Here is a 12,928-nt window from a genome sequence, read left to right as displayed (position 1 = left end):
CATCGTCGTCTGCCGCGCGGCGCCGTCGCGCCCGCCGAGGGAGGAAGCCGTGCGCGTCGGTTTCCTGGGCTTGCAAGGCGCGGGGAAGAGCACCCTCTTCGCCGCCGTCGCCGGCCGCGCCCCGGGGCGCGGCACGGCGCCGACCGCGACGGGCGTGGTGCGCGTCCCGGATGCGCGGGTGGAGCGCTTGTCCGCCCTCTTCGCGCCCGCTAAGACCACCTTCGCCGAGATCGTGTTTCTCGATCCCGCCGTCGAACGCGGCGCCGACGGGCCGGTCTTGCCCGAACCGATGCTGGCGGCCGTGCGCGACGTGGACGTCCTCGTGCTCGTGGTGCGCGCCTTCGAGGCGCCGGAGGTGCCGCGACCGCGAGGCTCGGTCTCCGCCAGCGCGGACCTGCAGTGCTTGGAAGAGGAGCTCGTTCTCCGCGACCTGGAGCGCGTGGACACCCGTCTGCGGCGCTTGACGAAGGAGGGCAAGAAACCCGAGACGGCAGCGGAACGGCAGCTACTGGAGAAGGTGCGAACCGCGCTGGAAAGCGAGATCCCTCTGCGTGAGGGGGCGTGGAGCGAGGCCGAGCAAGTGCGCCTGCGGGGCTTCCAGTTCCTCAGTCTGAAGCCGGCGCTGGTGGTGTGGAACGTGGGTGAGGAAGATCTGCAGGCGCCGCCACCGCTGCCGGAGACGCGGCCGGGGCGGCAGGCACTGGTGCTCTCTGCCCGCATCGAAAGCGAGCTGGCCGCCTTGGAGGCGGCGGAACGACAGGAGTACCTGGCCTCCTTGGGCCTGGTGGAAGAGGCGCGGGACGCCTTCGTGCGCCGCGCCTTCCATCTCCTCGACCTCATCTGCTTCTTCACCGTCGGGGAGGACGAAGTGCGCGCCTGGCAGGTGCGGCGCGGGGCCCAGGCGCCGGAGGCGGCGGGCAAGATCCACTCGGACCTGCAGAAGGGCTTCATCCGAGCCGAGGTGATCCACTACGATGAGTTCCTCCGGGTCGGGAGCCTCGGCGCGGCGCGAGAGCAAGGCGTGCTCCGACTCGAAGGCAAACAGTACGTGGTGCAGGACGGCGACATCATGCACGTGCGGCATTCCTGAGGCGCGGAGGCGGCGATGACGCTGGAGGAGAAGACGCGGGACGCGGGACCGGTGCCGCCGCTGCGCGTGGCCGATCTGGCGCCGGGCATGCATCCCGACGGCGTGCTGGTGGTGAAGAAGAAAGTGCGACGGGAGCAGCCGGACGGTTCGCGCTACCTGCTCTTCCAGCTCGGCGATCGCAGCGGGCAAATCAACGCCGTGCTCTGGCACGGCGCCGAACTCGTGGATGCGCAGATCGCAGCGGGTGACCTGGCGCGGGTGCGCGGCGAGGTGCAGCTCTACCAGAATACCCGGCAGATCAAGGTGCAGCGCATGGAGCGCGCCGATCCCGGCGCCTACGATCTGGCCGCCTTCCTGCCGACGTCGCGGCAGGATCTAGACGCCCTCTACGAGCGCTTGCTCACGGCGGTGGACGGCGTGCAGGATCCCTGGTTGCGCCGGCTCTACGGCGACCTCTTCCGCGATCCCGAGGTGCGCCGGCGTTTCCAAGTTGCACCGGCGGGCAAAGGCTGGCACCACGCCTACGTCGGCGGCCTGTTGGAGCACGTGCTCTCCATGTTGGATCTGGCCGCGGTCCTCGCCCACAACTATCCGAGCCTCGACCAGGATCTCCTGGTCGGGGGCGTGCTCCTGCACGACATCGGCAAGATCGAGGAACTGGTGGTGCACAGCAGCATCGACTATTCGAACGCGGGCAAGCTGCTCGGGCACCTGGTGCAAGGCTGCATCCTGGTGGCCCGGTTCATCGACCGCATCGAGGGATTCCCCGACGAGCTGCGCACGCGGGTGCTACACAACATCGTCGCTCACCATGGCGCCGTGGAGCGGGGATCGCCGAAACCGCCGATGACCCTGGAGGCCATGGCCACCCATCTCCTGGACCATCTGGATGCACAGACGCAGGCGGTGGCGCAGGTCTTGTTGGACAGCCACGGCGAGGATGGCTGGACCGAGACGGTGCGACTCCTGGAGCGGCCGCTCTATCGCGGCAGTCGGGGAAGACGCCGGGAATCGCCGTGAAGCCGCGACGCCAGAGCGGAGGTGGGTGGCGATGACGACCACGCTGCCGGCGTGGGTGGAAGTGGATCTCGACGCTCTCGCCCACAACGTCGGCGCGGTTCGCCGTCTCATCCGGCCGCAGACGCGCATCCTCTTCATCGTCAAGGCCGACGCCTACGGGCATGGAGCTGTCGAGGTGGCCCGCGAGGCGGTGCGTGCCGGGGTGCACATGCTCGGCGTGGCTACGGTCGACGAGGGCCGCGAGCTGCGCGCCGCCGGCACCGACGCGGCGATCCTGGTGCTGTCGCCCTGTCTCCCGGAAGAGATCCCGGCGCTCCTGGAAGCGCAGCTACGCACCACCGTTCCCGACCTGGAATTCGCCGCCCGGCTCGCCGAGGCGGCGCGGCGGCGGCACCAGCTGGCCCCCGTGCACGTGGAGGTGGACACGGGCATGGGTCGGAGCGGCATCCACGCCAGCCTTGCCGCCCCCTGCATCGAGCAATTGAGCCGTTTGCCGGGACTCCTCCTCGAAGGCGTGTTCACCCATTTCCCCGTCTCCGATACCGACCCCGAGTTCACCCGTGCCCAGTGCACTGCCTTCACCGCCTTGGTGGCGCGGCTGCGCGCCGCGGGCATCCAGGTGCCGTTGGTGCACGCCAGCAACAGCGCCGGCATCCTGGACCTGCGGGAAGCCGATCTGGACATGGTGCGCCCCGGCGGCATGCTCTACGGCTGCTTGCCGTACCCGAATCTGGCAACGCCGGTGGCGCTGCGGCCGGTGATGAGCTTCCACGCCCGCTTGGTGCAAGTGCGGCATCTGCCTGCCCGCTCGCCCATCAGCTACGGCGGCGATGTCCACACCTGGCGCGCCGCGGACATCGGTGTGGTCCCGGTGGGCTACGGCCACGGATTGTCGCGGGCCTTTTCCGGGCGGGGCTGCATGCTCTTTCGCGGCCGTCGGGTCCCCATCCTCGGACGGGTGACGATGGACATGACCATGGTCGACCTCACCGGCAGCGAGGCGCCGCAGGTGGGGGAAGAAGTGGTCCTCTTCGGCGCTCAGGGGGAGGAAAGGATCAGCGTCGACGAGATCGCCGCCCATACCGGGGTCATCGGTTACGAGGTGCTGTGCGGGATCTCGAAGCGCGTCGTGCGTGTCTTCCGGCGTCACGGCGGCGTCGAGTCCATGCGCGGCCTCACCGGCGTGCGCCAGCTCCAAGCCTAGCGGGAGGGCTCTTGCTCGGCCGGGTCTTCCTCATCGTTCTCGATGGTGTCGGGGTCGGCGAAGCACCGGATGCCGCCGCTTATGGCGACGCCGGCAGCGATTCGGTCGGCAACACCGCCCGTGCGGTCGGGGCGCTGGAGTTGCCCGTGCTCGGCAGCCTCGGCCTCGGGCACCTCACCGCCATTCCGGGGACGCCACCCGCGGCGCATCCCGCCGGCGCGCATGGGCGGCTGGCGTCGGTCTCCGCCGGCAAGGACAGCACCACGGGGCACTGGGAGCTGTGCGGCATCGTGACCGCCCAACCCTTTCCCACCTACCCGCAAGGATTCCCGGCGGCGGTGCTCGAGCCCTTCGAGCGCGCCATCGGTCGCGGCGTGCTCGGCAACCGCGCCGCTTCGGGTACGGTGCTGCTCGACGAGCTCGGGGACGAGCACGTGCGGAGCGGGCGCCCGATCGTCTACACCTCCGCGGACAGTGTTTTCCAGCTCGCGGCGCACGAGGAGGTGGTGCCGGTGGAGGAGCTGTACCGCTGGTGCGCCCTGGCGCGGGAGCAGCTCGTCGGCGAGCATCGTGTCGGCCGTGTCATCGCCCGGCCGTTCACCGGGGCAAGCGGCAGCTACCAGCGCACGCCGCGGCGGCGGGATTTCACCGTGCCCCCGCCGGCGCCCTCGCTCCTCGACCTGTTGCACGACGCCGGTCACACCGTCGTCGGCATCGGAAAAATCGACGATCTCTTCTCCGGTCGCGGCCTCGCCATCACCGACCACACCACGACGAACGCGGCGGGCATGGCAGCGTTGCAGCACTGGGTGCAGGAGGCGCCGTCGGGCAGCCTCGTCCTCGCCAACCTCAACGACTTCGACACCCTCTGGGGGCATCGCAACGACGTCGCCGGTTACGCCGAGGGCTTGCGCCACTTCGACGCCTGGCTCGCGGACTTCCTGCCGGCACTGCGGTCAGGCGATCTCTTCCTGGTGACCGCGGACCATGGCAACGATCCGACCACACCGAGCACGGACCACTCGCGCGAATACGTGCCGCTGCTGGCACAACGGGCCCAGCACGCCGAAGGCGCGGCTCTCGGCGATCGGCGCGGCTACATGGATGTCGCCGCCACGGTGCTGGAGCACCTGCAACGGCCGGAAAGGCTCGGGGGCCACAGCTTCCTCCCCGCACTGGAGTCGCCATGAGTCGCCCAGAACAGGCCCTCGTGGCCGCAGCGCGGGCGGTGCGGCAGCGAGCCTACGCGCCGTACTCGGGTTTCAAGGTGGGCGCGGCACTGCGCCGTCGGGATGGCCGGATCTTCGCCGGCTGCAACGTGGAGAACGCCAGCTTCGGCGCCGGGATCTGTGCCGAGCGCGCGGCGCTCCTGCAAGCGGTGGCCGCCGGCACGCGAGTCGGCGAGCTGCAAGCGCTCGCCATCTATACCGCCGCTGGCACGCCGACGCCACCGTGCGGCATGTGCTTGCAATTCCTCGTCGAGTTCGCCCGCGAGCTGCCCATCCACCTGGCTGGACCGCGGCGGGTGGAGACGGTACACCTCACGGCGTTGCTGCCGCGGCCCTTCCGGCGCTTCCCGGGCGCGGCGCGGCGGCGGGCGCTGCGCTCCCGCGGCGGGTGAACGATGCGCCTCGAGGAGATCCAGGAGCAGTTGCGCGCGCGGCGCCGGCGCGGCCGGGCGCTGCACCGCAGCCTGGGCTCGAACGCGGGCGCCGGGCTCCGCGTCGCCCTCGGTGCCGATCACGGCGGTGTGGCGCTCAAAGCCCAGCTGCACCATACGCTCGTCGAGCTCGGTGTCGAGGTGGAGGATCTCGGTACCGGGGACACGAAGCCTGTGGACTACCCCGACATCGCTGCCGCGGTGGCTCGCCGCGTCGCCAGCGGGGACTGTCGCTTCGGGATCGTCATCGATGCCGCCGGGCTCGGCTCCTGCATGGCGGCGAACAAGATTCCCGGCATCCGCGCCGCCACCTGCCACGACGAAGCCACCGCCCGCAATAGCCGCGAACACAACGACGCCAATGTGCTGGTCCTGGGCGCGCGGGTGCTGCACCCGGGACAGGCGCGACGATTGCTGCGTCTGTGGTTGCGCACGCCCTTCGCCGCTGGCCGGCACGCCCTCCGGGTGGCCAAGCTCGCGGGCTTGGATGCGGCGCGGCAGGAGAAGCCGCCGCTGGCGCGGGGTGGCGGCGTGCCCTAGGATCCTGCCGTCCCGGGGAGGATGGATGGGTGACGAGGAAATCATCGAGCGCGTCGCGGCGCTCGTGCTGGCCAGGCTCGAACCGCAGCACGAGCAGGACCTCCGCCAGGACTTCGAAACGCTGACCCACGCCGGAGCAGAGGCCGACGACGGGACCTGCTTCCATTGCACCGGCCGGGGCGAATGCCACCGCCGCCGGCCCGTCACCGTGCGACGCATCCTGGAAGCAGGCGCCTGCCGGGTGGCGGCGCGCTATCCCGCCGGTCCGGTCGCCGACGAGCTCGCACCCTGCATCGACCACACCTTGCTGCGTCCCGAGGCCACCCACACCCAGGTGGAGCAGCTCTGCCACGAAGCCCGGGAGTTCCGCTTCGCCAGCGTCTGCTTGAACCCGGTGCACGTGGCGAAAGCGAGGGCGCTCCTCGCCGGCTCCGGCGTCGCCGTCTGCACCGTGGTCGGCTTCCCCCTCGGCGCCACCACGACGGAAGTGAAGGTGTTCGAAACCAGCCAGGCCATCGCCGCCGGCGCCACCGAGATCGACATGGTGTTGCACGTCGGGGCGCTCAAGTCCGGCGACTTCGTCACGGTGGAGAGCGACATTCGGCGCGTCGCCGCGGCTTGTGGTGCCACCGCTCTGCTCAAGGTGATCATCGAAGCCGCACTGCTCACGGACGAGGAGAAGGTGCAGGCCTGTGCCATCGCCCAGCTCGCTGGCGCCGATTTCGTCAAGACCTCGACGGGATTTGGCCCCGGCGGCGCCACCATCGCCGACGTGGAGCTCATGCGGCGCGTCGTCGGCGAGGACCTGGGGGTCAAGGCTGCCGGCGGTATTCGTGACCGGGAAACCGCGGAGCGCATGATCCGCGCCGGCGCCGATCGCGTCGGCGCCAGCGCCTCGGTGAAGATCATGCGGGAGGGTGGCGGCCAAGGCCGATGAGCCTGCGCGAGCTCCTGGAACGAAAGAAACGGGGCGGCAAGCTCGCTGCCGGCGAGATCACCGCCCTCGTCGAGGATACGGTCGCCGGCCGCATCCCGGACTACCAGCTGGCCGCCTTCCTCATGGCGGTGTGGTTCCGTGGTCTCGATGTCGAGGAAACGGCGGCGCTGACGCGGGCGATGTGGAAGAGCGGCAGCGAGATCGATCTCGCCTCCGTCCCCGAGCCGAAGGTGGACAAGCACTCCACCGGTGGGGTCGGGGACAAGGTGTCGCTGCCCCTCATCGGCATCGCCATGGCCTGCGGCTTGCGCGTGCCCATGCTCTCCGGACGGGCCCTCGGTCACACCGGCGGCACCCTGGACAAGCTCGAATCGATCCCGGGCTACTCGACGGTGTTCGAGCGCCAGCGTTTCTTGCGTCTCCTCGCCGCTCCGGGCGGCAGCATCGTCGGCCAGGGTGACGATCTCGTCCCCGCGGACCGGGAGCTCTATGCCCTGCGGGATGTCACCGCCACGGTGGACTGCGTCCCCCTCATCGTCGCCAGCATCCTCTCCAAGAAGCTGGCGGCGGGAGTGCGTGCGGTGGTGATGGATGTCAAGGTCGGAAGCGGTGCCTTCATGCAGAGCCTGCCGGAGGCTCGCTCCCTGGCCGAGGCCCTGGTGGCGACGGGAAAGTATTTCGGCTTGCGCATGAGCGTGCTCTTCACCCGTATGGACGAACCTCTCGGCATGGCGGTAGGCAACGCCAGCGAGGTGATCGAGTCGGTGGAGCTCTTGCGCGGCCGCGGCCCGGCGGCGCTGCGCGAGGTGACGCTGGAGCTCGCGGCGGCGATGCTGCAGCTCGGCGGTCTCGAAAGCGATGCGGCAGCGGCGAAGGGGCGCGCCGCCGCCACCCTCGCCGACGGCAGTGCCCTCGACCGCTTCCGCCGCATGGTGGAAGGACAGGGCGGCCGGCTCGACTGGGAGCGTCCGGATTGTGGTCTGCCCCTGGCGCCAGTAGCGGCGCTGGTGCGCGCTCCGCGCCGTGCCTGGCTGCACGCCGTGCAGGGCACCGAGGTGGGTTGGGCGGTGGTGGAACTGGGTGGCGGGCGGCAGCGCAAGGGCGAGAGCATCGACCCGAGCGTGGGGTTGCGCTGGCACGTCGAGATCGGAGCCCACGCCGAGGCGGGGGAGACCGTGGCCGAGGTGCTGGCCCGGCCCGGGACGGACACGAAGCGAGTGGTGTCGCGGTTGCAGGCAGCGCTCGCCTGGGGGGACACGGCCCCGGAGCCGAAGCCCTGGATCCTGGGACGTTATCCCGAGAGCGTGTGAAGGCGGCCCTACCGAGGAGCTCGTGACCGCTGGCGTCGCGGGCAAGGAGGGTGACCGGCGCGCCGGCGGACGGAGGAGTGGCCCTGGGAACTCTCGATCGAGTGGTGGCGCAAGTGCTGCCCTACGTCCCGCGCGCCGTCGTGGGTCGGGTGTCGGCGCGTTACATCGCGGGCGAGGCTCTGCAGGATGCGCTGGCGACGGTGCGCGCTCTCAACGAGAGCGGCGCCAGCGCCACGGTGGACGTGCTCGGCGAGTTCGTCACGGCTCTCGACGAAGCGGCCGCGGCGCGGCGGGAGTATCTCGCCTTGCTGGAGGGCCTGGCGGTGCAGCAGCTCGACGCGCAGGTATCGGTGAAGCCGACGCAGCTCGGCCTCAAGCTCGACCCGGCAGCATGCCTGTCGCATTTCCGCGCCCTGGTGCAACGCGCGCGGGAGCTGGGAACCCTGGTCACCCTGGACATGGAGGACAGCAGCTGCACCGACGCGACACTGGAGCTCTACCGAACGCTCCGCCGCGACAGCCCCCAGGTGAGCGCGGTGCTGCAGGCACGCCTGCGCCGCAGCGGCGCCGACCTGGAGGCGCTGCTGCCGCTGCAGCCGAGCGTGCGCATCTGCAAGGGGATCTACGTGGAGCCCGGGGCCATCGCCTTTCAGGACCGAGAGGAGATCCGCCGCAACTTCCTCGCCCTGGTCGAGCGTCTGCTGCGCGGCGGCGGTTTCGTCGGCATCGCCACCCACGACGATGTCCTCATCGAGCGCAGCCGCGCGCTGGTGCACCAGCTGGGCGTCGAGCGCGACCGCTACGAGTTCCAGATGCTGCTCGGTGTCCGCGAGGATCGGCGCCGCCGCCTGCGTGCCGCCGGCTATCCGCTCCGCGTCTACGTTCCCTTCGGCAGCCACTGGTACGCCTACTCCATCCGGCGACTCAAGGAGAACCCGGCCATCGCCGGCCACGTGCTGCGGAGTCTGTTCGAGCGTCGTTGAGGCGCGCCGTCGTGCTCAAGGTTGCTGGCGCGGCGTGAGGTCTTCGAGGCTGGGGAGGCTGCTGCTCCGCTCCAGGTCCATGACCCGCGTGGTGTGCATGTCGCACTCCTGCTCGGGCCGGGCGTCTTGCAGGAAGACCTCGCTCTGTACCTTCGGGCATTGCGGCGTCGCCAGCTTGCCCGATTCGGTGCAGACGCTCTCCCAGACGACGCCGCGGGGCGCCGTGAAGGACGGCGCCGGTTTCCCGGCGTAGTACTCCCGCATGATGTCGCTCCACGGTGGCAGTCCGAGGGCGGAACCGGCGAGGCCGATGGAGCGGCGCTCGTCGTAGCCGGCCCAGACGCCCACCACGATTTCCGGCGTGTAGCCCACGAACCAACCGTCGGCGGTGTCGTCGGTGGTGCCGGTCTTCCCTGCCGCGGGGAGCGTGAGGCCGTACAGGTCGCGCGCATTGTGCCCAGTGCCCCAATCGATCACCGCCTGCAGCATGTTGGTGACGATGTAGGCCACCTGGGGCTCCAAGGCTTCCTGGAGGTGCGGCTGGGTTTCCTCCAGGATCTTCCCGGTACGATCCTCGACGCGCTCGATGAGCCAAGGCACGGCGGAGATGCCGCCGTTGGCCAAGGTACCGTACGCCGACACCAGCTCCTGCAGCGTCACTTCGGAGGTCCCCAGGGCGAGAGACTTCACCGCCTCCAGCTTGGTCCGGACGCCCAAGCGCTGCGCCGCGGCGATCACCTTGTCCGTGCCCACTTCTTCTTGCAGCTTGATGGCCGGGATGTTGAGCGACTTGGCCAAGGCATAACGCAGCGACACCGGGCCGTTGAAATTCTTTTCGTAGTTCTGCGGCTTCCACAGGCCGAGGCCGTAGCCCACGTCGACGACCAGGGGCGTGTCGAGGATGATGTCGGCGGGCGTCCGGTGCGCCAGGATGGCGGCGGTGTAGACGAAGGGCTTGAAGCAGGAGCCCGGTTGCCGGAGCGCCTGGGTGGCACGGTTGAAGCGGCTGTCGTGGAAGCTCCTGCCTCCCACCATGCCGAGGACGGCGCCGCTGCGCGGGTCGATGGCGATGGCCGCACCCTGGAGGTATTTCGGTTGCTCTTCGGCAGCGAGGGTATCGGCCAGGTTGCGCTCGTAGGGCAGGTCGTAGGTGGTCTCGATCTCGTGCAGCCGTTTCTCCAAGGCCCGCTCCATGCTGGCCTGGAGCCGGAGATCGATGCGCGTGTAGACGCGCAGCTCGCCTTCGTAGAGGAGGGAATCGCCGTAGGCGCTCTCCAGGTGTTTGCGCACCTCCTCGACGAAGTAGGCGCCGAGCTGGTCACCGCCGGCGGCGGGATGCGTGCCGAGCGGGCGCGCCGCCATGCTGTCGTAGCTCGCCTCGCTCAAGACGTCGTGATCCACCAGGGTGCGTAGCACCAGGTTGCGCCGCCGCAGTGCCCGTTCCGGGTTGCGCGTCGGCGAGTAGTTGTTGGGGTTCTTCGGCACCCCTGCCAGGGTGACGCACTCGAGCAGATTCAGGTCGCGGACGGACTTGGAGAAATAGGTGCGCGCCGCCGCCTCGATGCCGTAGGCCCCCTCGCCGAAATAGATCTCGTTCAGGTACATGCGCAGGATCTCGTCCTTGGTGTAGGTGCGCTCGAGCCGCAGCGTCAGCATCGCTTCCTTCAGTTTCCGCGTCAGCGTCTGCTCGTGGGACTTGAGGATGAGATTGCGGGCCAGCTGCTGGGTGAGCGTGCTCGCCCCCTGGCTGCCCCAACCGTGGCGCAGGTTGGCGACGACGGCGCGGGCCAGACCCCAGAGGTCGATGCCCCAGTGGTGGTAGAAGCGCCAGTCCTCGACGGACAGCACCGCCTGCCGCAGATCCGTGGGGACATCGGCGAGGTCCACGTTCACCCGCTTCTGGCGATAGAAGGAGGTGAGCGTGTCGCCCGAGCCGGCGAACACCAGGGTGGCGCCTACAGGGCTCACCGAGTCGACCTGCTCCAGCAGGCGCTTGAGCTGTGGGGCGAGCGCCCGGTAGGTCGCCCAAAGCATGCCGGCGCCCGCGGTCACCAGGACCAGGCTGATGAGCAGCGCCAGCCGCGCGACGCGGGCCGGGAGCGGCCGGCGCCAGCGGCTGGCACGCCAGGAATCCAACAGCGGCATCCGTCTTCCCCTCGCGCTACCTCGCGGCCTTCAGGCCTCCGGTGCGCCCCTTTTGGGCCGCGCCGACCGTTGCATTCCGGCCCCCTGGGAGTGCCCCCGTCAAGCCCGAAGCGCGAAGCCGGCACCTTCGCCTTACCAATGGACTTGCGCCCCGGTTCCCGGCCGTGGACGATGGGCCCCGGCGGGCCGGCCCCAGTGCCGGCGGCGGAGGTGGCCCCAGGTGCTCCCGGCGGAACAACAGCTCGCGCTCCTCCAGCGCGGCGTGGAGGAGATCATCCCGCTGGAGGAGCTGGAGACCAAGCTGCGCCACAGCGTGCGGACCGGGCGCCCCCTGGTGATCAAAGAGGGCTTCGATCCCACCGCCCCGGAGCTCCATCTCGGCCACACCATCACCCTACGCAAGTTGCGTGACTTCCAGCGTCTGGGTCACGACGTGGTCTTCCTCATCGGCGACTTCACCGGCCGCATCGGCGACCCCTCGGGACGCACGGAAACGCGCAAGCAGCTCGGCCGGGAGGAAGTGCTGGCCAACGCCGAAACCTACAAGACCCAGGTGTTCAAGATCCTCGCCCCGGAACGAACGCGGATCGAGTTCAATTCGAAATGGTGCGAGCCGATGCACTTCGAGGCGGTGCTCGAGCTCGCGAGCCGCGCCACCGTCGCCAGGTTGCTGGAGAGGGACGACTTCCGCCGCCGGTTCGAGGCGCAGAAGCCGATCAGCCTGCTGGAGTTCATGTATCCCCTCGTCCAGGCATACGACTCGGTGGCGCTCAAGGCCGATGTCGAGCTGGGGGGAACGGATCAGAAGTGGAATCTCCTCATGGGAAGGCAGCTGCAGCGCGAGTACGGTCTGGAACCCCAGGTGGCGATGACCCTGCCGCTCCTGCCCGGGACGGACGGGGTGGAGAAGATGAGCAAGAGCCTGGGCAATCATATCGGCATCGACGACCCGCCGGCCGAGATGTTCGGCAAGCTCATGTCCATACCGGACAGCGTTCTCATGACCTATCTCGTGTTGTTGAGCGATCTTCCCACCGCCGAGGTGGAGCAACGCCGAGTGCAGATGGCGGCGGGACGCCTCAATCCGGTACAGGTGAAACGCGAGCTCGGGCGCGAGCTCGTCCGGCAGTATCACGGCGAAGCCGCGAGCGCTGCGGCCGAGGCGGCCTTCGACCGCATCTTCGTCCGCCGGGAGCTGCCGGACGAGATGCTGGAGGTGCGTTTGCAGCAGCCGGCGCGGGTCATCGAGGTGATGGTGCGCTCCGGGTTGGTGCAGAGCCTGGGCGAGGCGCGCCGTCTCGTCCGGCAAGGAGCGGTGCTCCTGGACGGGCAAGTGGTGGACGACGAAGCGGCGCAGGTGGAGCCCGGTAGAACCGGGCAACGCACTCTCAAGGTGGGGAAGCGGCGCTTCGCCCGCCTCCTCTTCCCCGGCGCCGTCGGGACTTGACAGGGGTGCCGAGTTCTCTCTATTCTGCGCCTTGCTGCACGACGCCCGTGGCACTTCCGGCGCACGCAAGGCCGGCTGGTTGTTTGCGTGGCGTCGCGCGACGCCGCACTCCAGAAGCTGGAGGCGTTGACGTCGCGGACCGGTCCCCCCGCAGGAATTTCGGGATGACCGTATGGAGCCTGGAGCGCGGGCCCTTGCCTGCGCGCGCCCGGCGCGGTGTTTCCGAGCTTCAGGGGTTGACAGGGTTGGGCAGCACGCATAAGCTGGCAAGCTGGTTGGTTGCCGCCCTCCGAGACGGTAACGGCGCGCTCTTTGAAAACTGGATAGCGTACGTCTGGCCCTGAAAACGATTCGTGGGTTTCGACAGGTGCCGTGTTTCGCACGGCACACTCCGAATCACTGGGTCGAACGATCCAGTCACGCTCACGACGCTCGCGCAAGCGAGCGGCACGAGTGTTTACAGCGGAGAGTTTGATCCTGGCTCAGAACGAACGCTGGCGGCGTGGATTAGGCATGCAAGTCGAACGTGAAAAGGGGCTTCGGCTCCTGAGTAAAGTGGCAAACGGGTGAGTAACGCGTGAGGAACCTGCCT

Annotated in this window: 11 protein-coding genes and 1 rRNA gene; 11 read left to right on the top strand and 1 reads right to left on the bottom strand. The window is 69.4% G+C overall.

Annotated elements, in window-relative coordinates; all coding sequences use genetic code 11:
- Positions 1 to 49 precede the first annotated feature (49 nt).
- From VFE28_11325 to VFE28_11285, 9 genes are all read left to right on the top strand, one after another.
- Entirely contained in the window at positions 50 to 1,090 is a 1,041-nt protein-coding gene (locus VFE28_11325; protein HZM16582.1) for a DUF933 domain-containing protein, read from the top strand.
- A gap of 15 nt (positions 1,091 to 1,105) precedes the next feature.
- Positions 1,106 to 2,110, top strand: coding sequence for an HD domain-containing protein (locus VFE28_11320; GenBank protein ID HZM16581.1), 1,005 nt, complete (start codon positions 1,106 to 1,108; stop codon positions 2,108 to 2,110).
- 31 nt (positions 2,111 to 2,141) lie between these two features.
- A complete protein-coding gene (gene alr, locus VFE28_11315) occupies positions 2,142 to 3,314 on the top strand; it encodes an alanine racemase (protein ID HZM16580.1) in 1,173 nt (390 codons plus the stop codon).
- Between the two features lie 11 nt (positions 3,315 to 3,325).
- A complete protein-coding gene (locus VFE28_11310; protein HZM16579.1) occupies positions 3,326 to 4,504 on the top strand; it encodes a phosphopentomutase in 1,179 nt (392 codons plus the stop codon).
- The gene (cdd, locus tag VFE28_11305; GenBank protein HZM16578.1) at positions 4,501 to 4,935 is read left to right on the top strand and encodes a cytidine deaminase; all 435 of its coding nucleotides are present in this window, start codon (positions 4,501 to 4,503) and stop codon (positions 4,933 to 4,935) included. The genes VFE28_11310 and cdd overlap by 4 nt, the downstream gene beginning before the upstream one ends.
- 3 nt (positions 4,936 to 4,938) lie before the next feature.
- Positions 4,939 to 5,514 carry an RpiB/LacA/LacB family sugar-phosphate isomerase gene (locus VFE28_11300; GenBank protein HZM16577.1) on the top strand — a complete coding sequence of 192 codons (576 nt, stop codon included), beginning with the start codon at positions 4,939 to 4,941 and terminating at the stop codon, positions 5,512 to 5,514.
- A gap of 241 nt (positions 5,515 to 5,755) precedes the next feature.
- Complete coding sequence (gene deoC, locus VFE28_11295) at positions 5,756 to 6,451, top strand: deoxyribose-phosphate aldolase (protein ID HZM16576.1); 696 nt, start codon at positions 5,756 to 5,758, stop codon at positions 6,449 to 6,451.
- Positions 6,448 to 7,761: a thymidine phosphorylase gene (locus VFE28_11290; protein HZM16575.1), complete on the top strand. Its 1,314-nt coding sequence runs from the start codon at positions 6,448 to 6,450 to the stop codon at positions 7,759 to 7,761. Before deoC ends, VFE28_11290 begins: the two co-directional genes overlap by 4 nt.
- Positions 7,762 to 7,838: 77 nt before the next feature.
- On the top strand, positions 7,839 to 8,744 hold the full coding sequence (locus VFE28_11285; protein ID HZM16574.1) for a proline dehydrogenase family protein: 906 nt from the start codon (positions 7,839 to 7,841) through the stop codon (positions 8,742 to 8,744).
- Between the two features lie 15 nt (positions 8,745 to 8,759).
- On the opposite strand, the gene VFE28_11280 is transcribed toward VFE28_11285, so the two are convergent.
- Positions 8,760 to 10,889 carry a PBP1A family penicillin-binding protein gene (locus tag VFE28_11280; protein HZM16573.1) on the bottom strand — a complete coding sequence of 710 codons (2,130 nt, stop codon included), beginning with the start codon at positions 10,887 to 10,889 and terminating at the stop codon, positions 8,760 to 8,762.
- A gap of 220 nt (positions 10,890 to 11,109) precedes the next feature.
- Here VFE28_11280 and tyrS point away from each other — a divergent pair, with 220 nt between their 5' ends.
- Complete coding sequence (gene tyrS / locus VFE28_11275; GenBank protein HZM16572.1) at positions 11,110 to 12,336, top strand: tyrosine--tRNA ligase; 1,227 nt, start codon at positions 11,110 to 11,112, stop codon at positions 12,334 to 12,336.
- A 459-nt stretch (positions 12,337 to 12,795) separates the two neighbouring features.
- Positions 12,796 to 12,928: ribosomal RNA gene (locus VFE28_11270) — 16S ribosomal RNA — on the top strand; the annotation flags it as partial.

It is taken from the genome of Candidatus Krumholzibacteriia bacterium (genome assembly GCA_035649275.1).
Taxonomy (GTDB): Bacteria; Krumholzibacteriota; Krumholzibacteriia.
This window is presented reverse-complemented; position numbering and strand designations above follow the sequence as displayed.